The organism is Bradyrhizobium sp. MI1.10, assembly GCF_055811035.1.
Map to the genome: position 1 here is coordinate 164206 of NZ_JBVVPN010000003.1, position 21949 is coordinate 186154.

At 64.7% G+C, this 21949-nt stretch carries 15 protein-coding genes; 4 read left to right on the forward strand and 11 right to left on the reverse strand.

All coding sequences use genetic code 11. The features are described from left to right. Positions 1-76: 76 nt before the first annotated feature. Together AC0L3K_RS05025 and AC0L3K_RS05030 are read right to left on the reverse strand one after the other, a co-directional pair. Complete coding sequence (locus AC0L3K_RS05025; RefSeq protein WP_007602111.1) at positions 77-2389, reverse strand: DUF1522 domain-containing protein; 2313 nt, start codon at positions 2387-2389, stop codon at positions 77-79. Positions 2390-2712: 323 nt separating this feature from the next. Then, complete coding sequence (locus AC0L3K_RS05030; protein WP_354128035.1) at positions 2713-5025, reverse strand: DUF1522 domain-containing protein; 2313 nt, start codon at positions 5023-5025, stop codon at positions 2713-2715. Between the two features lie 322 nt (positions 5026-5347). Here AC0L3K_RS05030 and flbT point away from each other — a divergent pair, with 322 nt between their 5' ends. Further along, complete coding sequence (gene flbT / locus AC0L3K_RS05035) at positions 5348-5773, forward strand: flagellar biosynthesis repressor FlbT (protein WP_007602109.1); 426 nt, start codon at positions 5348-5350, stop codon at positions 5771-5773. Positions 5774-5845: 72 nt separating this feature from the next. Here flbT and AC0L3K_RS05040 read toward each other — a convergent pair whose 3' ends face one another. The 9 genes from AC0L3K_RS05040 to AC0L3K_RS05080 all read right to left on the reverse strand — a co-directional run bounded on the left by AC0L3K_RS05040 (position 5846) and on the right by AC0L3K_RS05080 (position 20048). Next, positions 5846-7342: a pyridoxal phosphate-dependent decarboxylase family protein gene (locus AC0L3K_RS05040; protein ID WP_219682793.1), complete on the reverse strand. Its 1497-nt coding sequence runs from the start codon at positions 7340-7342 to the stop codon at positions 5846-5848. Further along, positions 7339-8592 (reverse strand): ATP-grasp domain-containing protein, encoded by a 1254-nt coding sequence (locus AC0L3K_RS05045; protein WP_354128034.1) that lies wholly within the window; start codon positions 8590-8592, stop codon positions 7339-7341. The genes AC0L3K_RS05040 and AC0L3K_RS05045 overlap by 4 nt, the downstream gene beginning before the upstream one ends. 1 nt (position 8593) lies before the next feature. Continuing rightward, positions 8594-10243 (reverse strand): hypothetical protein, encoded by a 1650-nt coding sequence (locus tag AC0L3K_RS05050; protein WP_473365502.1) that lies wholly within the window; start codon positions 10241-10243, stop codon positions 8594-8596. Continuing rightward, positions 10233-11015, reverse strand: a complete 783-nt coding sequence (locus AC0L3K_RS05055) for a hypothetical protein (RefSeq protein WP_473365503.1) — start codon at positions 11013-11015, stop codon at positions 10233-10235. The genes AC0L3K_RS05050 and AC0L3K_RS05055 overlap by 11 nt, the downstream gene beginning before the upstream one ends. Positions 11016-11086: 71 nt before the next feature. Further along, entirely contained in the window at positions 11087-13486 is a 2400-nt protein-coding gene (locus AC0L3K_RS05060) for a flagellar hook associated protein (RefSeq protein ID WP_354128031.1), read from the reverse strand. Between the two features lie 21 nt (positions 13487-13507). After that, on the reverse strand, positions 13508-15391 hold the full coding sequence (gene flgK / locus AC0L3K_RS05065; protein WP_354128030.1) for a flagellar hook-associated protein FlgK: 1884 nt from the start codon (positions 15389-15391) through the stop codon (positions 13508-13510). A gap of 35 nt (positions 15392-15426) precedes the next feature. Further along, a complete protein-coding gene (locus AC0L3K_RS05070) occupies positions 15427-17700 on the reverse strand; it encodes a flagellar hook-basal body complex protein (RefSeq protein ID WP_354128029.1) in 2274 nt (757 codons plus the stop codon). A gap of 292 nt (positions 17701-17992) precedes the next feature. Further along, a complete protein-coding gene (msrB, locus tag AC0L3K_RS05075; RefSeq protein ID WP_007602094.1) occupies positions 17993-18505 on the reverse strand; it encodes a peptide-methionine (R)-S-oxide reductase MsrB in 513 nt (170 codons plus the stop codon). A gap of 85 nt (positions 18506-18590) precedes the next feature. Beyond that, positions 18591-20048, reverse strand: coding sequence for an NAD(P)/FAD-dependent oxidoreductase (locus AC0L3K_RS05080; protein ID WP_354128028.1), 1458 nt, complete (start codon positions 20046-20048; stop codon positions 18591-18593). A gap of 194 nt (positions 20049-20242) precedes the next feature. Between AC0L3K_RS05080 and AC0L3K_RS05085 the strand changes: the two genes are divergently transcribed. The 3 genes from AC0L3K_RS05085 (at position 20243) to AC0L3K_RS05095 (ending at position 21749) form a co-directional block, all read left to right on the forward strand. Beyond that, the gene (locus tag AC0L3K_RS05085) at positions 20243-20776 is read left to right on the forward strand and encodes a SixA phosphatase family protein (RefSeq protein ID WP_354202150.1); all 534 of its coding nucleotides are present in this window, start codon (positions 20243-20245) and stop codon (positions 20774-20776) included. A 70-nt stretch (positions 20777-20846) separates the two neighbouring features. Further along, positions 20847-21272: a universal stress protein gene (locus tag AC0L3K_RS05090; protein WP_007602088.1), complete on the forward strand. Its 426-nt coding sequence runs from the start codon at positions 20847-20849 to the stop codon at positions 21270-21272. Between the two features lie 15 nt (positions 21273-21287). After that, on the forward strand, positions 21288-21749 hold the full coding sequence (locus AC0L3K_RS05095; RefSeq protein WP_354128026.1) for a hypothetical protein: 462 nt from the start codon (positions 21288-21290) through the stop codon (positions 21747-21749). The last annotated feature ends 200 nt before the right edge of the window (positions 21750-21949 follow it).

The window sequence follows — 21949 nt, forward strand, 5'->3', positions numbered from 1 at the left end:
ACGGTCTCCGCACACGCAAAAAAGCGGCGGAGCCGAAGCCCCGCCGCCATATTTATCTTGTGATTTCAGTTGCTTATTAACGGAGCAGCTGAAGCACGCTCTGCTGCGAGGTGTTGGCCAGCGACAGCGCGGAGACCGCGATCGACTGGCGGGTCGACAACGCCTGGCTGTTGGCCGCTTCCTCGTTGGTGTCGGCCAGCGTCAGGTTGGACGAGCCGGTCTGGAGCACGTTGATCAGGTTCTTGTTGAAGTCCTGACGCACCTGCACCACCGACAGATTCGAACCGAGGGTCGAGGCTTGCGAGCGTAGCGTGCTCGAGGCCGCGTTGAGACTGGTGAGCACCCGGTTGGTCGCCGCGTTGTCGATGAAGTCGGTGCCCCGTACCAGCGAGGCCAGACCCAGCCCCTTCGAGTTGAAGGTCACACCGGTGATGCTCAGGCTCGACTTCGCGGTCTCGTCGAACACCAGCTTGAGCTGATCGCCGTTCAGCAGGTTCACGCCGTTGAAGGACGAGTCGACCGAGGTCGTGTCGATCTGCGACAGGATGTTGTTGTACTGCGACACCAGGTTGGAACGGCTCGCCTGGGCAACAGCATCGACCGTCGGCGCGGTCGCGTTGGTCCAGGTCAGGGCCGTCGTGATCGTGCCGCCGATTGCGCCGCCAGCGACAGCCGATCCGATCGTCGAGGATGCGTAGTCGTTGATCGCGGAGACCGTGAGCAGGCCGTTGGCGTCGATCGTGGCGGCCAGGTTGTCGGCCTGAAGCGCCGTGTTGAGCTGATCGAGCGTCTTGACCGTGCCACCGGTGCCGTCGCCGAAGGTGACGTTGACCGCCGTGCCGCCGTTGAAGGAGGCGAAGGTCAAGGTCTTGCCCGAGACGCCGCCGGCCGACGCCGAGCGGCTCGCCGAGAAGGCCGTGCCGGTGCCGGTGGAGCCGGTGAGGCCGAGCACGGACAAGGCATTGCCCGAGCCGGTGATCGACAGATCCGAGTTCGCGCCAGTCGAGATGTGGAGCGAACCGGCAACAAGCGAGGACGCGGTCTGGCCACTGGCCGTCGCCAAGGTCGCGGCACCCGAAGCGATGGTTGCTGCCTGCACGCCGGTGGCGAGATCGACCGCGCTCAGGATGTCGGCGACGGTGCCCTTGTTCAGGTAAACGATCGAGTTGCCGCTGCCGTCGGTGACGACGTTACCGGTGACGCCGGATCCCGTCGGCACGTTGGCCGCAAGCGGCGTGCCGCCGTTCTTGAACGTGATGGTCTTGCCGTTGACGTTCAGGGTCGATCCGTCGGTGATCAGCGAACCAAGGCTGGTCGAGATGGTTGTTCGGGCGGCCGTCAGGGTCGCGTTGCCGGAGCCGGTCGCGGTGGTCAGCCCGAGCGCCTTCAACAGGTCAGCCTTGCCGATGACGCTGAGATCGGCGCCGGTCGAGCTGTCCAGCGTGATCTTGCCGGCGGTGATGGAAGCCGCGGTCTGGCTGGTGTTGTTGGCGTTGATGGTGGCAACGCCGGCCGCGATCGTGGCACCGCGGGTGCCTGCCGCAAGATCGATCGCCTTCAGGACGTCGCCGACCGTCGCGGTCGAGTTCGTCGCATTGCTGCCGAGATAGATAATCGAGTTGCCACTGCCGTCAGTCGCGACGCTGCTGGTACCACCGCTATCCAAGCCGTAGCCGGTCGGCAGGCTGTTGGTGGACCCCGTGACGCCCGGCGCATCACCGGACTTGAAGGTGATGGAGTGGCCGTCGACGGTGAGGGTCGTGCCGTCGGTGAACTGGGTGACGCCAATCAGGCCCAGACCGCTCTTTGCAGCAGTCGAACCGTCACCGTAGAGCAGCGTGCTCGTGGTGATGGCCGCCGCACCGCCGCCGTTGTTGTCGTTGACCGCGGTGGTTCCGACATAGGCAGCGGCCGTACCGCCGAGCGTGGTCGTACCGGTTGCCGCCGTGGCGCCGCCGGCAGCGCCGGAGAACAGCACGTTGGATTGCGCGGTCGCACTGGTGTAGGTCGTGGTGCCGCGCAGATCGGAAGCGGTCGCACCCGCAATCGTGGTCGAGACGTTCGACTTGCTGGAGTAGCCGACGGTGGTCTGCAGCGCCTGGTTAGCGATCGACTTGGCGGAGTCGAGCAACTTCGACAGCGAGGTGATGCCGGTGTTGGCGGCCTGGAGCACCTGCACGCCGTTGGCAATGCCATCGAGCAGATTGTTGATGTCGCTGGCGCGGTTGTCGAGCGACTGTGCCGTGAAGAAGTTGGTGGGGTTGTCGAGCGCCGAGTTCACCTTCTTGCCAGTCGACAAACGGGACTGGGTGGTGGCGAGGAGGTCGGCGGTGGACTGGAGCGAGAGCAGGTTCTGGCGAACCGACGCAGAGAGAACAATACCGGACATAACTCTTACCCTTCTGGTTTACGCGTCTTCGTTCGATCGCTTCGGATCGAGTGACGCGCACAGCCTGAGGGGACATGGCTAACAAAAGGTGAAACCCGTTCCCGCAGCGTAAGCGCCGGTTCACCATAAGGCTGCGGACGCACGCCGAGATCGGCGACGATCGATCTGAAACTCCTCGCCTTTTTGCGGCGTTTGCTCCCCGTTAACCATAACCAACAGTTACTTTTTCAGTGCAGCCGGACCACTGCTCGATCGGACCGCGCAAAAGAAAACGGCGGGGCCGAAGCCCCGCCGCCATGACTTGATTGCGATGTCAGCCGCTATTAGCGGAGCAGCTGGAGCACGCTCTGCTGCGACTGGTTGGCCAGCGACAGCGCGGAGACCGCGATCGACTGACGGGTCGACAGCGCCTGGCTGTTGGCCGCTTCCTCGTTGGTGTCGGCCAGCGTCAGGTTGGACGAACCGGTCTGCAGCACGTTGATCAGGTTCTTGTTGAAGTCCTGACGCACCTGCACGATGGAGAGGTTCGAACCGAGGGTCGAAGCTTCCGACCGCAGAGTGCTCGAGGCCGAGTTCAGATTGGTGAGCACCTTGTTGGTCGCGGAGTTGTCGATAAAGTCGGTTCCCTGCACCAGGCCGGCCAGACCCAGGCCCTTCGAGTTGAAGGTCACGCCGGTGATGTTGAGGTTGGACTTGCCGGTCTCGTCGAACACCAGCTTGAGCTGGTCGCCGTTGAGCAGGTTGACGCCGTTGAACGAAGCGTCCAGCGAGGTCGTGTCGATCTGCGTCAGGATGTTGTTGTACTGGGACACCAGGTTGGTACGGGTGGCCTGGGCAACAGCATCCGCAACCGGCGCAGTCGCGTTCGAGAAGGTCAGCGCCGTGGTGAGCGTGCCGCCGATGGTACCGCCAGCAGCGGCAGATCCGATCGTCGACGACGCAAAGTCGTTGGTCGCCGAAACCGTCAGCCTACCGTTGGCGTCGATCGTGGCCGACAGGTTGTTGGCCTGAAGAGCCGTGTTGAGCTGATCGAGCGTCTTGACCGTGCCGCCAGTGCCGTCGCCGAAGGTGACGTTGACCGCCGTGCCGCCGTTGAAGGCGGAGAAGGTCAAGGTCTTGCCCGAAACGCCGCCCGACGCCGCAGAACGGCTTGCCGTGAAGGCGGTGCCGGTGCCGGTCGCACCGGTCAGGCCGAGCGAGGACAGCGCATTGCCCGTGCCGGTGATCGACAGGTCCGAGTTGGCGCCGGTCGAGACGTGCAGCGAACCGGCGACCAGGGAGGACGCGGTCTGGCCGGCTGCGGTGGTCAGCGTCGCCGCACCGCTGGCGTTGGCCGCGCTCTGCACGCCGGTGGCGAGGTCGACCGCGGTCAGGATGTCGGCGACGGTGCCCTTGTTGAGGTACACGGTCGAGTTGCCGCTGCCGTCGGTGACGACGTTGCCGGTGACGCCAGAGCCGGTCGGCACGTTGGCCGCAGCCGGCGTACCGCCGTTCTTGAACGTGATGGTCTTGCCGTTGACGTTCAGGGTCGAACCGTCGGTGATCAGCGAACCAAGGCCGGTCGAGACGGTTGTGCGGGCCGCACCGATGGTGGTGTTGCCGGAGCCGGTCGCGGTGGTCAGACCGAGCGCCTTCAACACGTCCGCCTTGCCGGTGACGCTGAGATCGGCGCCGGTCGAGCTGTCCAGCGTGATCTTGCCGCCGGTGATGGAAGCCGCGGTCTGGCTGGTGTTGTTGGCGTTGATGGTGGCAACGCCGGCCGCGATCGTGGCACCGCGGGTGCCCGCCGCAAGGTCGACCGCCTTCAGGATGTCGCCGACCGTCGCGGTCGAGTTGGTCGTATCGCTGCCGAGATAGATAATCGAGTTGCCACTGCCGTCAGTCGCGACGCTGCCGGTACCACCGCTATCCACGCCGTAGCCGGTCGGCAGGCTATTGGTGGACCCCGTGACGCCCGGCGCATCGCCGGACTTGAAGGTGATGCTGTGGCCGTCGACGGTAAGAGTCGTGCCGTCGGTGAACTGGGTGACGCCAATCAGGCCCAGACCGCTCTTTGCAGCAGTCGAACCGTCGCCGTAGAGCAGCGTGCTCGTGGTGATGGCCGCCGCACCGCCGCCGTTGTTGTCGTTGACCGCAGCGGTTCCGATATAGGCAGCGGCCGTACCGCCAAGCGTAGTCGTCCCGGTCGCCGCCGTGACGCCGCCGGCAGCGCCGGAGAACAGCACGTTGGATTGCGCGGTCGCGCTGGTGTAGGTCGTGGTACCGCGCAGGTCGGAAGAAGTCGCGCCCGCGATCGTGGTCGAGACGTTCGACTTGGTCGAATAGCCGACCGTTGTCTGGAGCGCCTGGTTGGCGATCGACTTGGCAGAGTCCAGCAGCTTCTGGAGCGAGGTGATGCCGGTGTTGGCGGCCTGCAGCACCTGCACGCCGTTGGCAATACCATCGAGCAGATTGTTGATGTCGCTGGCGCGGTTGTCGAGCGACTGCGCCGTGAAGAAGTTGGTGGGGTTGTCGAGCGCCGAGTTCACCTTCTTGCCAGTCGACAAACGGGACTGGGTGGTGGCGAGCAGATCGGCGGTGGACTGGAGGGAGAGCAGGTTCTGGCGAACCGAGGAGGAGAGAACGATACCGGACATACTGTTACCTTTCTGGTAGCTACGCGTCCTGTCTGACCGAAATTGATCAAACGACCGGCGGACGGTTGCGTCCAAGCCTCTAACAATCCGTGAAATGAAACTCCGGGTTTGTCTGCGTCGCGCCTTCGAAGCCCGGTCCGAAATCCCCAGTCCGAAATTTCGATGGAATCAACGCATTGAAATCATTCATGTTCCCGCGACGACGGCCGGCGTTTACAACCCGTTAACCACATTGAGCAAGGATCGGACCCAAATCAGAGCCGGCAGCCGTCAGCGGGGGCACGCACGAGGCTCGTTACAAAAGGGTTGATGGAGAACAGGCATGGCTCTCAAGGTCGAGCTCAAACCACACGAACGCATCATCGTCGGCAATTCCGTGATCACCAACACGGACCAGCGCGCGCGGCTCCTGATCGACGGCGAGAATGTGCCGATCCTGCGCGAGCGCGACATCCTCACGCCGGAGACCGCCGATACGCCGGCCAAGCTCGTCTATCTGGCGGTGCAGCTCATGTACATCTCGCCGGACCCGCAGACCCAGCACGGCACCTATTTCAACCTCGTGCGTGACATTGTCACCGCGGTGCCGAGCTCCTGGCCGATCATCGAGGGCATCAACAACAACATCATGAGCGGCGACCTCTACCGGGCGCTCAAGGAGGCTCGCAAGCTGATCGCTTATGAAGACAAGCTGCGCGACCAGTACGAAGCCAGTCATCCCAAGAGCGACGTCAGCTCGGCCGCCTGAGCACTTCGCGACACCCAAAACAAAACCGCCCCGGACCAGGTCCGGGGCGGTTTTGTTTTGAAGGATCCGCTATCACTGTGCCGCGAGCGGCGGCGCTTCAACCTCGATCACTCCCCCGCTCCGTCGTCCGCCGAATTCCAGCACGGCCGCGACCAGCGCGTCGATATCGCTCTCCTCGGTACGGTGATTGACGATCGCGGCGCGGATCGCAAACCTGCCGTCGAGCGTCGTGCTCGACGGCGCCGCGATACCGGACTCCTGGATGTCGGCGACGATCTCGCGATTGACCTCGTCGGCAGCGCGGTAACGGAAGCAGACGATGTTGAGATTGACCGGTGCCAGCAATTCCAGCCGCGGCTCGGCGAGAACGCGCGTCTCCAGATATTTCGCCAGCGCGCAGCTTCGCGCGATCACCGCACCGAGCCGATTTGTGCCGAACGTCTTCAGCGTGAACCATGTCTTCAGCGCGCGGAAGCCACGCGACAGATCGGGGCCGAGATCGCAGGGCCAGACCGCGCCCGCCGCAAGCCCCCTCGCCTCGCGGCGCAGATAGGCCGCCGGCTGCGCAAAGGCCTGCCGGTGCTGCTCGCTGTCCCGCACCAGCAGGAAGCCGGCGTCGTAAGGCACCTGCCCCCATTTGTGGAAGTCGAGCGCAATGGAATCCGCAAGCTCGATGCCGCCGAGCAGCGGCGCAAGCTCGGGCGAGAAGATCGCGAGCGCACCGAAGGCGCCGTCGACGTGAAACCAAATTCCTTCTTCGCGGCACAGTTCTGCGATCGCCTTGAGATCGTCGACCGCGCCGATGTCGACCGTACCTGCGGAGGCAACGACGAGGAAGGGCTTGAAGCCGACATCGCGATCGATCGCGATCTGCGCACGCAGCGCGGCAACGTCCATGCGATGATCGGCATCGACGCCGACCTTGCGCAGTGCATCGGTGCCGAGCCCGGCGATGTCCATCGCCCTCGAGACGCAGCCATGCGCGGCCTGCGATGTATAGGCGGTGAGAAGCGCACCGTCATTGCCGATGCCGTACTGCCGCGCCAGCGTGCCGAGCGCGCTCGTACGTGCCACCAGCACTGCCATCAGATTCGCCATCGACGTGCCCGTGACGAAGATGCCGCTCGCGCTTTCCGGGAAGGCGAACAGGCGGCGCATCCAGTCGACGACCTGGCGCTCCACCTCGATCGGCATGTGGTCGCGCCCGCCGAGATTGGCGTTGAGGCCTGCCGCGAGCATTTCCGCGACCACGCCGACCGCGGTGCCGCCGCCATGCACCCAGCCCATGAAACCGGCATGGACGTTGCCGGTCGCATAGGGCGCAACATGTTCGGAGAAGTCGCGATAGACGTCGGCGAGATCGCTTGCCTCCCGCGGCACGTCGGCCTTGAATGCCGCGCGAACGCCGTCGGGGATCGGCTGCCACACCGGACGCGCGCGAATGTTGGCGATGCCATCGATCGTCTCGTCAAGCATGCGATGGGCGAGCGCGCGAAATTCGCTCCAGTCCTGCGGATCGAGCGAAGTGTGCGTGACAGAGCTTTGGGTGTTGCGGATGATCTCGTTCATGCTGCACTCTCCTCACCCGCTCTTGCGTGCCGCGACAACATCGCCGTGAATGCCGCGAAGATCTTGCGCATCTGCGGCGGCTTGTACGGAAACACGGCCGGCGGATCCATGTTGTGCACGACGGCGGTGTTGTCGGCTTCGAACACCAGCAGCTCGCGCTTCTGGTTCTCGGCGCAATCGACGATGAAGTAATCGAGACCGACGCGCCTGCTCATTTCGTCGAGCGCGATTTTGTGGCGCGCCGCGAATGCATGGTCGAATTCAAGCATGAAGGCGGCTTCCTCGGCCCGCTTCTCCTCGCTGAACGCCATGAAGGCGTTGAGATACCAGATGTCCCAGCGATCGGCGATCGCCATGTGACAGGCATAGGGTTTGCCGTCGACCATGGCGAGACGGTATTTGCGGTAGAGCCCGTCCGGACTCGCATAGTCGACGAAACGTGCGACGAAGAAGTCCTGCTCCTGTCGCTCGGCGAGATAGGCAGCGAGCGCCCCAGCATCGTCGAGCTTCGCGAGACCGACGCCGGCATGCGTACCGCGCGGCCGCACGATCATCGGAAAGCGCAGTTCGCCCGTGATCTCCTCGCAAACGATCTTGCCTTGCGAAAGCTCCGACAATTGCGCGCGCGTCGCGGGCGCGGTCACGGGAATGTCGAGGCCGGGCACGCCTGCCAGCAGACGATACAGCTTGTCGCGATCGAGATTGCCGATGAGATCGGGACGATTGAGCAGCGGTCGCGGCCAGTGTGGCGCGGCCTTCTCGATCAGCGCGAGCGCCTCTCGGCACTCCTCGGAATCGGATGCGATCACGATAGCGACGTCGTGCTCGGGCAGAGTCTCCGGCAGGCCGATGCCCTTGACCACGTAGAGCGTCAACAGCTCGATGTCGGAGTCTTCAAGCAGGAAATCGATCGGCGTGTTGCCGCCCATGTCGATATCAGCGGCGAGCGCGAGCACGCGCAGCCGGGGTTTTGGAGCAGCGCAAGGCGTACGAAACAATTGGTGGAAGGAGAGCACCTCGGTCTGGATCACCAGCCCGGCCTCCTTCTCGCCGAGAAGCTGGGCAATCAGCGAGAGATCGAGGCCTTCGCCGGCCTCGGCCGTCCCCTCCTCGATCCGCGCCAGCAGCCGCTCGCGCAACGGATGCAGGTCGCCGCCCTCGAAGGCGCGGCGCGTCAACTGGGCAAAGCCGATGCGATCGGCATGGTTCGGCGCGGTCACGCCGCTCGGCGCGGAAACTGGATGTTGCATCTCACACCTCGAACGCGGACTTTGCCGGCGCGGCCACGACCGCGCCACGGTCAAGCAATAACTCGATCTTCACCAGCACATGGGCGATGCGATCGAGAACGTGTTGCAGATTGCGTTGCGCCTGCATCGTATCCGGCGTCCATGCCTCGGTCACCAATCGTGCGCCGACGCAGAGGCGCAACACGGCCTGCGGCGCGCCGTCCTGCCGCTCCAGTCGGACCGGCTGGCCGACGAGACAGCGCTGGGCGGCTACTTGCCGATCCGCCGCGCTGCCGCTGATCTCCTCGGCCATGTCGCGCGCCAGCGCCCGATGCACGGCGCTGGTCTCGGCGATCGAGACCGGCTTGCCGCCGCGCAGCAGCGTGAACGGAAAGATCGTGGCTTGCGCGAATTCTTCGTCGTCCGCGACGGACTTCTCGATCGCAGCGGGAACGGCACGAAGCGACGGCGACAACGCGATCATGCTGTCGATGCCGACTGCAAGCTCGGCCAGCATTCTGGCGCGGAAAGCCCCGGGCACGGCGTAGTAGCTGCCGATCTCGGCCAACGCGGCCTCCCAGCGCAGCCATTGACCGAAATTCGGCCGGCGCTCGAAGCGCGAGCGTAGCGTCGTCCACGCCACCGGCCAGTCGCAGCGGCCGGCATAGTCGAAGATGCCAGGCGCGATCCCGCCAATCCGGTCGATCGACCGCGACAGGCCTTTCGGCAGCAGCAGCGCACCGCTGAAGGCAGGTCCGCCGAAGAATTTCGAGCCGGTGATCAGCACCATGTAACCGCGGTCGAGATAGGCGCGCAGCCGCCGGCGGCCGATGCGCGCCTGACAGGCATCGACGACCATTTGAACCTTGCGCGGCCAGCGCCGCGCGATCTCATCGAGACAGGCCTCGCTTGGGGCGCGCCAACCGAGTTTTGACGAATCCATGATCTGCAACAAAACGCGGCGGCCTTGCGCGAGGCTGGTCTCGACCGCGCGCAGCACCGCGGCATCGGCATCGGTACGCATCGCAATGCCGGCCACCATGTCGATCAGCGGCACCGCAATGCTATCGCCGGCCAGCCCCGTCACCGCGCCGTCCTTGCGCACGACAATGCCGCCTGCTGTCATCGTGCTGAAATGGTGGCCGCGTGCAGTATGCGGCGTTCCGCTGCCGGTCTGGTCGGCGCCGACCACGATCGTCACCGGCGCCCCGCCGAGCACCGCGCGGGCCACGAACAGGGCGTGAAGCTGGGAGTCCGTGCCGGACGGCGAGAACACGACGTCGATGCGCGACGAGAGCGCAAGGTGGCCGCGTAGCTCCTCGCGCATGTCCTCGCAGCGGGCGTCGAAGGCGATTTCGACCTCGTCGAACAAACATTTGCGCATCAGCTCTTCGCGCGCCAGCGCAGCGCAGTCGTAGGCCATCTGCGAGATCGTCGACGCAGTCGAGGAAGCAAAATTCCAGAGCTCCGGCTCCGGCGAAGCCGCGCAACCATAGGCGTTGACACGGTCGTTCGGATCGAGCGCCAGCCGCGGATCTCCGCCGGAGGCGAGCAGCGTATCCAGCGGTGTGAAGAGGTCGCGCAGGCGATAGCGCGAGCCGCCGTCGGACGCGCGCTCGCTGGCTGACAGACGGGATGCGCCGGCGCTCATCCCGAAAGGCTCACGCCGCATCGGCCGCCGCCGCGGGCGCCGCTGCGAATTGCGAGGTGATGTCGCCGTGGAACACCGACGGTCCGACGTGATCGAGCGAGCTCTCGATATCGGCCCAAATCTCGCCGCCGATGTCCGTCCAGCGCTTGCAGAAGGCGAAGTCCTCGGACAGATAGGTGCCGGTCGCCGCATCGATCGTGCATTCGAACAAGGCAAACCGGTTCTGGCTCCCCGCCAGGGTATCGTGCGAATGCTCGCGGAAGAATTGCAGGGCCGCATAGTCCGGATGGCGGCACATCGTTTCCAGCACGTGGCGCCGGATCATCAGGAAGCCGGTGCCGGCGTAGCGCACGGGCGTAAAGCCGTTGACCACGACAATGCGGTCGGGGTCTTCGATTTCGAGCACGTAGTCGAGCGAGGCGGCCGGCACGTCGGTGCGGCCGGCCTCGAATGCCCGCTTCGCCTTGTCCCAGTTGACCCGCTTGATCGGATAGCAGCCCGCGACGACGTCCGCGCCGCACTCGATCAGCCGGAACACCTGCTCGGGCTTGAACCCGATATCTGCATCGATGAACAGGAAATGCGTCGCCTTGGGATCGTCCAGGAACATCGCGGCCAGATTGGCCCGCGCGCGCGTGATCAGCGCGTCTCCATCGCGCAGCAGCACCGTGAGCTCGAGATTGGGCACGCCATGCACGGCGCGCTGGAGCGCGAAGATCGAGCTCGCGTAGATGCTCGACACCTGCCCGCCGAAACAGGGCGTCGCCACCACCAGCTGCATCTTGTCCGACATTGACGGCTCCGCCTCGCTCCAATCCTCACCAAGAGGTAAAGAGGCATGGTTAACGGGGCCTTAACGCATCCTTACAGGAACTTGACGAGCGAGAGCTGCGAGAGGTTCGAGGTCACCTGGTAGGACGCCTGCAGCGCGTTCTGGAGCGACAGGATCTCGCTCGCGACCTGGTCCGGCGAGGCCGATTCCGCCTGGTCGATGATGGTCTGGAGCTGCGCCTTGGCCTGGGTCTGGCGCGTGCCTGCGTCCTTCATCGTGTTTTGGGCCATCGCGAGGTCGGTCTGGATGTCCTCGATGCTCTGCTGGCCGGGCTGCTTGGTCAGGGCCTGCGTCACCCGCACGCTCAGCGCGGCGACCTGCCCGCCTGAATACTGCCCGGTCGGCGAGGTCGAGAACGTCCCGAACACGGCGACCGCCTGCAGCTCCTTGCGGATCGCGTCCTCGTTCGCCTGCGCGCCATACTGCACCGTGACGGAATCGTCGACCCGGGCCATTGCGGTGGAGCGCGGCGAGCCGGGGCCGTCATTGCCCAGGTACCATTGCACGGTGGTGGCCGAGCCGTTCACCAGCGTCGTCGCCGAGCCGAGGGGGGAAGAGCCGACGCGCAGCGGAGCCTTTGCCGCCGTGACCGGGGAGGTCGTGAAGCCGAGCGCCGAGAACGCCGTGCTGTTCGAGCTCGTGATGTTGAGGCTCCCGGGATCGTCCGTGTTGATCGTGATCACGCCGCCATGGATGGTCGACGGCTTCGTGGTGCCGGTGATCTGATCGATCTTGCCAAGCAGAGTTGTGATGTTGTCGGTAATGTTGATCTGGTTTGGGCCGGCGGCGCCCGAGGCGACAAAGGTCAGTGTCTGACCGTTCACCGTGATCGTATCGGGGTTAACGGCAGGCGGACCCGCCGACCCCGCCTGGAACGCCGTTGAGAGGACTTCCGGGCCGCCCGCGGTCGCAGTGCCGCTCAGCACAGTTGAACCGGTGATCTGAGGCGTCGACGCCACGCTGCCGCGCGTCACGCTGCTGAGACCGAGCGCCGTGGCCGCCGCGCCGCCGGTAACCGCCACGTCGGCGCCCGTGCCGGTCGCGATCTGGATATTGCCGCCGGCGCTCAGAGTCACGTTGGCGGCGGGGATGCCGGCGGCCGTCGCGATTGCATTCAAGATATCAGACACCTTCGCGGCGCTGCCCGAAGCCAATCCGATCGTGGTATTGCCGCTGGCCGTCGTGACGGTGGTGACGGTAGGGTCGAAGGTGATCGTGTGGGCGCCGCTCGCGCCGGTGATGGTCAGGGTGGTACCGGTCGGAGCGTTGGCGAGCGCGGTGAGAATGGCTCCGTTGAGATGGGGTGTCGCCGAAGGATCGAGCGACGTGGTCGTAGACGCAATCGCCAATGCGCTGTCCTGCAACGCGACCGAGCCCGTCCCGGTCGTCGAGGTATAGGAGCGCAGATTGCCGGTGGCCGCCACATTCGCGGTGGCGGATCCCGCCGTGTTGAAGAAATTGTCGCCCGCCGTGACAGCGGACGCCGCCACCAGCGAGGTGCCGGCAAGCTTCTTGATCGCGGTGTTCAGCGCGGTGTTGAGGTTCGTCGCCGTAATGTTCGGGTCCGGAGGAACGACCGGAACGACTTTGGGGTTACCGGGGTCGATCGCAAAGCTGCCGACGGGCGTCGGTGTCGCGCTGGACGCCGTCAGCTCGATCTGCTCGGTGGAACCATCGGGCAGCGTGAACTGGACGCTAAGCTTGTCGCCGTTCTTCGGATTGACGCCGTTGAGGTCGACCGAGAACGACACCGGCGAGCCGCTCGGGCCGGTGACCGTCGCGCCGGTCAGCGTCGAGGAGACTGCGGCGATCTTCAGGCCGAATGGCGATACGGCGGCGTCCTCAGAGACCTTCACCGAGCTCGGCGTCGGTTGTGGCGCCGCCAGCACCAGCCGGCCCATGCCGTTGGCGCCGAGGTCAGCGGCCTGGCGCTCTGCCATGACGGTCTTGAAGCCCGCCTGCGTCGTGGTGCCGTTGATGATGTCGCCGGCATTCGCGACCGACGGCGTGTTGAAGGCGGTTCCGGAGAACAGATAGCGGTTGCCCGACTGCGTGTTGAGAACGCCGACCATCGAGCCGAATTGCGCAGCCGCAGTGTTCTGCGCAACCGTCTGGCCGTTGACGTTGAGATCCTGCGCGGTGTTGGCCGAGCCCGTCTGCACCGTGTTGCGAATCGTGGTCAGCGACTGCAAAGCCGTATTGGCGAGGTTGATGCTGACGTTGACGTTGGTCATCGTGTCGGTATAGGCGGCGATGTTGGAGATCTGCGCGCGCCCGGCGATCGCAAAGCCCTCGTTGGTGCCCATCCCGGAATAGTTCTGCGACAGCTTCCCGGTCGAGAGCTGCGTCGACAGGTCGGTGAGCTGCTGGTTGATATTGCGGATCTGCGAGCCGAGAACCGACGAGGAGTAATTGATGCTGCTGATCGACATGTTTCAGAGCCCTGTTACTTGTTACACTTGAGCCTGGAGCAGCGTGTTCATCATGCCCTGCACCACCGACATGACATGGGCGTTGGCGGCATAGGCGTTCTGAAGCTGGATCAGGTTCGACATCTCCGAGTCCAGGTTGACGCTGGAGGTCGAGTTGAATTTCGCCTGGAGCGTCGAGACCACGACGCTCTGGCCCTGCTGGAGCGCGGTTGCCTGGGTCGCGGCGTTGCCCTGGACACTCAGGAACTGCTGCAGGTAGTTCGAGACGCTGCCGGTGAAGGGCTGGCTCGCCGAGCCCAGACCGGATTGCGGCGAATAGGAGAACACCGCCGAGGTGAGCTGCGAATAGAGATAGTCCGAGCGCTTGGTGTCGCCGGTGGGTGTCACCGGCGAGGTGCTGTAGACCGAGAGCCTGGTCGGATCGGCGGCGAGCTGCGTGTTCACCGCGATGCGTCCGGCGAGGCCGGTCATCTGCGAGCCCGACGCCGTGATCGCGCCGGTGTAGAGCGCCTGGCCGCCGTCGGTGAACAGCGGCAGTTGCGGACTGCCCGAGGTCAGCGACGAAATCGTCCTGGTGGTCGAGGCCGAATTGACCTTGGCGACGCCGCTGTTGTCATCTGTGACGCGCAGCGTCGTCGCGGTCGCCGGCGATGGGGCCGCGGAGAAGGACAGATGCGCGCCTGAGAGCGCGGTGTTGAGCGTCGCCGCGATCCCACTTATGCCGCCGGAGAAATTCACGCCGATCTGAAACGGGTTGGCGTTGGTGGCGTTCGGAAGCGGCAGCGCCGCCGGATCGGTCACGTTGACGAGCGTGACCTGGCGCTGGGTGTTGGTCACCGTGTCCGTGTAGGTGATGTTGACCGTGTTGCCCGGTTGCGCGCCGGAAAGGTCGAGGTCGAACCCGGCCGGCGGGCCGGAGACAGTGCTGCCGGCCGTGGTCTTGTCGGACAGCGCGCTCGACATCGTGGCGGCGAGCTGGTCGATCTGGGTCTGCGCCTGCACCAGCGTCTGGTCGCGCAGCTTGAGATCGGCGGCGATCTGGCCGGACGAGACCACGTTGTTGGCGACGGCGTCGATCTGCGAGCCGTTCGGCAGCTTGAGGTTAAATGCGCCGACGCCGGACTTGCTCGGATCGCTGTTGTAGAGCGAGGTCGCCGTCAGCGCGCCGGCGGAGGCAAAGGAGAATTGCGAGGCGAGCCCGGCGCCGACCAGCTGGAAGCCGGTGGTGGTGTAGATGTTAGCCTGGTTGGAGCCGTCGGTGGTGACGCGGACGTCGACAAATTTCGACAGCGTGTTGATGGCCTGATCGCGCTGGTCCATCAGTGTCGCCGCGGACGGATCGTTCGCCGAGAGGCCCTGGAGCTTGGTGTTGATGTCGGCGATCTTCTGCATCGCCGCGTTGGCTTGCTGCCCCGAGGTCCCGAGATCCTGCTCGACGTTGGCACGCAGCGACTGGATGCCCCTGGTGGTCAGGTTGAGCTGTTGGGCCAGCCCCTGCGCGGCGCCAAGCGCAACCGTCTGCGCCGACGACGAGCCCGCGTTGGTCGACAGCGCCTGCAGCGAAGTGGTGAAATTGTTCAGGGCTGTTTCAAGCGTGCCGCTATTGCCTGGCGTGCCGTAGACATTCTGAAGCTGCTTCAGGATGTTGGCCATCTGGTCGGCATAGCCGCTGCCACCGGTCTCGGTGCGCAGCTGGTTCTGCACATAGGTGTCGAGCTCGCGGCTGACGCCGGTCGTCATCACCGTTGAGCCGAAGTCGCCGGTGGTGACCTCGATCTGGTTCGGCGTCTGGACGATGTAACCCGGCGTCTGCGAATTCGCGACGTTCGAGGACACGATCGAGAGCGCGGCCTGGTTGGCACGCAGACCGCTCATCGCACTGGCGAGGGCTGAACTCAAACCCATGTTGACTTGCCGCCTTTGGTTACGTCACGCGCGGATCAGCGCAACACGTTCAAGAGGTCCTGCACCATCGAATTCGCCGTCGTGATCACTTTGGTGTTGGCCGAGTAGGCCTGCTGGGTCACGATCAGCTTGGTGAACTCGTCGGCGATGTCGGTGTTCGAGCCTTCCAGCGACGAGCCGCTGATCGAGCCCGAAGCGCCGTCGATCGCGGGTCCCGACTGCTCAGTCGAAGCGTAAGCACCGCCGTCGAGCGCCTTGAGGTAGTTGGTGCCGTTGAAGTGCGACAACGTCACTTGGGCGAGGTCGAGGTTCTGGCCGTTCGAGAAGGTGCCGACCACGAGACCGCTGTTGTTGACCGAGACCGAGCGGAGCTGGCCCGCGGCATAGCCGTTCTGGGTGATGGTGTTGATGGTCACCGCGCCGCTGGTGCTGGCATATTGCGTCAGCCCGCCCGAGGAGATGTTGAAGGAGAGCGCACCGAGCGACTGACCGCCGACGCTGACATTGTTGATGGTGATGCCCGAGCCGCTGGGCGAGGCCAGCGAGCCGTCGGCCGCGAAGGTGAACGTCTGTCCGGTGTTGGCCCAGCCGACCGCCGTGCCGGTCGCACTCGGATCGGTCTGGTAGAACAGGTTCCAGCTATCGGTATGCCCGTTGCCCAGCGAGGCGCTGTCGGTCTTGGCCCAGCGCATTTGCAGGTTCACCGGCGTGCCCGCGGCGTTGTAGGCGGTGACTGCACCGCCGCTGATCGATTCCTTGGTGAAGGTGGCGATGTCGTTGCCGATCACGGTGCCGGTGCCAGCGGTGCCGCCGCCGCCGCGGGGCTTGTTGATGGCCGACGTGAATCCAAGCGCGGCGAAGGCACTGGTGTTGCTGCTGGACACCTGCAGGGCGGGGCTGGCGATACCGGTATTCAGCGTGATCACACCGTTAGTGATCGATGAGCCCGAGGTGCCGCTGAGAAAGTCGATCTTCTGAAGCAAGACCGAGACGTCGTCAGTGACGCTGATCTGATTCGGGTTGGCAATTGGACCGGCCGCGGAGACGAAAGTCAGCACCTGACCGTTCACGGTGATGGTATCGGCGGGGGGGCCCGCAGAGAAGCCCGATGAAAGAACTTCCGAACTGCCGGCCGTGGCAGCGCCACTGAGCAGCGTGTTGCCGGTGATCGGAGGCGAGGACAACACGTTGCCCCCGCGCGTCACGTTGCTGAGGCCGAGCGTGGTGGCCGCGTTACCGCTGATCGCGAGATCGACATTAACGCCGCCAGAGATCTGGATGTTACCGCTCGTGTTGACCAGCGCGGTGACGCCGTTGCCGGCGCCTCCGGCTGTTGCGATCGCAGTCAGGATATCGTTGACGGTGTTCGTGGTGCCGTTTTTCACGCCGATCACGGTGCCGGTGGCGGTCGTGGTGATGCCCGTAATGGTGTTGTCGAAGCTGATCGTATAGACGCCACCGCCATTGTTGATGGACAGCGTCTGGCCAGCCAGCGAGGCAGCGAGATGCGGGACAGCAGTGGGGTCGAGGGACGTGCCGCTGTTCGCTACTGCCGAGGCGCTGTTCAGCAGCGCCACCGAGCCAGTCACCGTCGTCGACGTGTAGGCCGAGCGCAGATTGCCGGTAGCGGCGCCGCCGGAGACCGTCGCGTTCACATAAGGCGGGGGCGGCGTGCCGACGATCAGCGGGTTGGCGGCGAAATCCGACGGGTTCAGGCCGCCGGCTGCCAGCAGCGTCTTGCTCGCTGCGGTGGAGCTTGCCGCCGTGTTCGGCACGCTCGGCAGGTTCGCCGCGTACTGGATCGAGGTCGTCGCCTGCGCCGGGATGAAGTTGTTCTGGAATTTCAGGACGGTCGCGACGTTGCCGGTCGGGTTGCCCGTCTTGGGGTCGACCGTGGTGCCCATCAGATAATAGCCGGCGCCATTGACCAGGTTGCCGTTGGCATTGAGCTGGAAGTCGCCGCGGCGGGTGTAATAGGTGACGCCGCTGAACACCGGAACGTTGTCGACGACGCCGGTCGCCTTCTGGATCGAGAAGAAGCCGTCGCCGGTGATCGCCATGTTGGTGGCGACGCTGGAGCCCGAGATCGTACCCTGCGTGGTGATGGTGGCCTTGGCGTTGGCGGTCACGCCGCCGGCGACCTGCTTGCTCGGCACTGAGGCGTCCGGAATGAGATCGACGAAGCTGGTGCCGATGCCCTTGTAGCCGGTGGTCGATGAGTTCGCGATGTTGCCGGAAATGTTCTGCAACGCGTAGGACTGCGCCTGCAGGCCACCCACCGAGGTGTTCATTGCATCGAAGATACCCATAACTTTGTCTCCAGATCCGATCTCGGCGGCCGGTCGACCATGGCCGCAGTCGAAGGAGACTGTCGCAAGGGCTATGCCAATGCGGGTTTTCTCATGAAATCAATGGCTTAACGAAAAAGCCCCAGTCTGATGACCGGGGCACAATTGCCGGTACCGGCAACAATTGCCGGTACTTGCCTGTCATTCCGGGGCGGTCCACAAGACCGAACCCGGAATCTCGAGATTCTCAGGTGCGCAATTGCGCACCATAATTCGATGCTCATGCATCGCTCCGGAATGCTCCAGCGACGCCTTACGTCGCCGACGCAGCCGCGGGATGGAAGACCAGCCCGAAACCGTCGATGCAGTAGCGCAATCCGGTCGGCTTCGGACCATCGTCGAAGACGTGCCCGAGATGGCCGCCGCAGCGCCGGCAATGCACCTCGGTGCGGAGCATGCCAAATGTGCGATCCTCGGTCTTGCCGACATTGCCCTCGATCGGCTGGTAAAAGCTCGGCCATCCCGTGCCGCTCTCGAATTTGGTGTCGGACGCAAACAGCGGCAGGTCGCAGCCGGCGCAGGCGAAGATGCCCTTGCGATGCTCCTTGAGCAGCGGGCTGGAGCCCGGCCGCTCGGTGCCTTCCTTGCGCAGGATCTCATATTGCTGCGGCGTGAGCTGGGCACGCCATTCGGCGTCCGTCTTGTCGATCTCGAATTTCTGCGCGGCTTTCTCTCCAGCCTCCGCGGGCGATGCTCTGAGCCAGCGGAAGGCCGCAAGGCCGAACAGGCCGGCGACAGTCGTCAACAGGATGCGGCGGTCAAACATCTCATTCTCCATGCGGGAGCGTCTACGCCCTGAGATACGGGCTCTCACGGCCGACGTTACACTTCCGGGCGGAGTTTTTCTCACCTTATCGCGAGGCGCCGTCGTCCTGCGGGACCGGTTCCACGGCTTCCGCCACCGGCTTCGGCGGTGGGGCCGGCCGGGGCCGAACCCCGGGCAGCGGACGGCGCGGACCGGTCCCGGCGGCCCGGTTGGCTTCGGCCAGCCGCGCCTCGCGTTCCCGGTCCTTGACCCTGGCACGCTCGCGATAGCGGGCAAGCGAGCCTGCGGCGGCGGAACTCGCCCTGCCCCAGATTCCGACCAGTTGCCCGGCGACGCGCCCCGTCGTTCCACCCGCCCAGACCAGCTCGAACGGCGAGAACAGCTTCCAGCGCTCGTCGCCCCACAGGATGCTGCGGGCGATCATCTGCCCGGCCATGGCCGAGGTGTTCATGCCCTGGCGGCCGAACCCGCTGGCCACCCACAGGCCTTTGCGCAACTGGCCGATCTGCGGCATGCCATGCACGGTCTGGCCGGTGGCGCCGCCGAACATTTCGGTGATTTCGACATTGCCGAGTTGGGGAAAGATGGACCGGATCCGCCGCCTGACGGCGCCCGCAAAGCGTTGCGGTCGCGCCGCCCAGGTGGTCTCCGGGCTCTCCCACATCAGGCGGTCGCCCTCGACGATCCGGAAATGGTCGACGCCGTCGGAATCCATCACCGGTCCTTTGAAGGCGATGATCTCGTGCAGGCGCTCGCCGAGCGGCGCGGTGATGCCGGCATAGCGCCAGACCGGCAGCAGCGTTTCCGACAGGCGCCGCAACGGCGCACCGAGATGGATGTTGCCGGCGAGCACGATATGGGTGGCGCGCAGCCGCGCCGAGGGCGTGACGATGCGCTTGCGGATGCCGGAATGATCGATGCTGACGACCGGCGTATCCTCGAAGATGCGCGCCCCCGCCCGCCGCGCCAGCGCCGCGAGGCCGTGCACATATTTGCGGCCGTCGACCTGGAACGCCTTTGGATAATACACGCCATGGAAGTAGTGATCGGTCTTGAGCACCTCGCGGACGCGATCGACTTGCCAGCCCTCGGCCTCGGTGTCGAAATCCTCGTTCAACATCTGCAAGCGGCTGATCAGCCGGTCGCCGGCATCGACGTTGGAGACCTCGAGCACGCCGTCGGTCGGGCCGATCCCGGGCATGTTCTCTTCCGTGGCATTGGCCCGGACAAACTCGGCGCCCTCTTTCGACAGCGTCCACAATTCCCGCGCGTCCTCGAAGCCGATGCGCTCGATCAGCTCGGCGAGCGGCAGCGCGAAGCCCGGCATCACGGTGCCGAGTTGATTGCCGGAAGCGTTCCAGCCGATGTGGCGGCCCTCGAGCACCGCGACGCTGGCGCCCAGCCGGGCCGCCTCGAGCGCAATGGAGAGCCCTGCAAGCCCCGCCCCGATCACGCAGATGTCGGCGTCGAGATCGAACGACAGTCGCGCGCGTTCACGAAAGCCGGCTTCTTCCTGGGACACGCTTGTGAAAGTCTCGCTCATGTCGTTTCTTAGAGCATGATCCGGAAAAGTGTGCAGCGGTTTTCCGAAAAGATCATGCTCATAACAAAAATTTAAAGCGCGATGGGGATTTGTCCTAATCTCATCGCGCTTTAGAGGACTGTGCAGGCCCTTGTCACCTTGCCCTCAAGCGGCACCTGTAGATTATTCTGGACGCGTAACGATTCGAGAGTGCCATGCGCCGTTTGATGCTGCTGCGTCACGCCAAGACCGAGACCGACGCGCCGAGCGGCCGTGACCAGGATCGCCGCCTCGACGACCGCGGCCACAAGGATGCCGCCGAGATCGGCGACTGGATGGCCTGCCATCCCCCCTTTCCCGAGGCCGTACTGGTATCGCATGCTGTCCGGGCCCGGCAGACCTGGGACATTGCTTGGGAGACCATGAAGGACCGCGTCGCCGCGCCGCAGGTCGAGGTCCTGCCGGAACTCTACGCCGCCGATCCCGCCCAGATCCTGGAATCCATTCGCACTGCAACCATTCCGGCTGATCCGAGGCAATTGCTGCTGGTCGGCCACAATCCGGGCATGCACGAGATCGCCCTGATGCTGACGGGCGGCGGCGATCCGGCCGCCGCCAAGGCGCTCGCCGACAACCTGCCCACGTCGGGGCTTGCGATCTTCGACTTTGACGTCAAGGATTGGGGTGACGTGGCTTACCGCCGCGGCAAGCTGGTGTTGTTCGTCAGTCCAAAGCTGCTTCGAAGTTAACGCTGCTTCGATCGGGTTGATCGCGTGACGTGCCGGCAAGACGTCCTGACTGAAAGATTTGGAGGCGCAGATGTTCAAGTCCATCCTCGTGCCCATCGACCTCGCCGACACCGACCTGGCCAAGCCGGCGATCGCGACCGCGGCAACGCTGTCGCAGACCTGGAGCGGGGTGGTGCGCCTGCTCAACGTGCTGCCGATGACGCCGGTGATGCTGGCCGAATACGTGCCGGCCGATTTCGACGAACAGCAGCGCCAGACCTCGGAAGAAGCCCTCGCCATCGTCGCACGCGAGTCCGGCATCGAGCCTTCCCGCATCTCTAGCGTGGTGCGCCAGGGCGGCATCTATCACGAGATCCTGGAGGAAGCCGTGCACATGAAGGCCGAGCTGATCGTGATGACCTCGCACCGGCCGGCGATGCGCACCTATTTCCTCGGCTCCAATGCCGGGCATGTCGTGCGCTACGCAAAATGCTCTGTGTTGGTGGTGAGGCACTGAGCTCGGAGCAATGTCGTGAAGCAATGGTGGCGGAGATGGACGTACGAGATCCCGCTCGCGATCGGCGATGCTTTATGGGAGGTGCTGGTCGTGCAACTGGCCGCACTGCTGGACAGGCTGACGGTGCGGAAGGTGATCGCCTTCATCCCCGTCGTGATCCTCATACTGGCTTACTACCACGGGATCCCAATCCCGCCGGAATTGATGCTGGTCGGCGACTTCCTCGCCTATATCGACATCTTTTCGGTGCTGATCCTGCTCGGCGTGCTCAGCCGCGTCACGACGATGCAGTTCGTCGTTAAACAGGCTGCCGCACGTATCGCCAGGTTCGCGGGCAACGTCGCTGCACATTTGCCGCGCCGGGATGTCCGGCATCGGCGCCAACGCGGCGCAGCGACACGACCTCGCCGAAAGCCCGAGCGCTCCGAAGGCGATCGAGCTCTCGGCGGTTTTTGGGGCCAGGCCGCCTTCGCCTGAACCATATACAAGCTCGTGGCCCGGGTGAGCGAAGCGATACCCGGGACAGCTCGTGTCACGATTCCCGGATAGCGCTTCGCTCATCCGGGCTACTAGCCCTTGCATTGCCCGTCCGGCAAAACACCCAAGCTCTCGGTCAACGCGCGCCACGAAAAATATTCCACTTTACCGAATTTCGGAATTGCGTATATTCCGCCTCA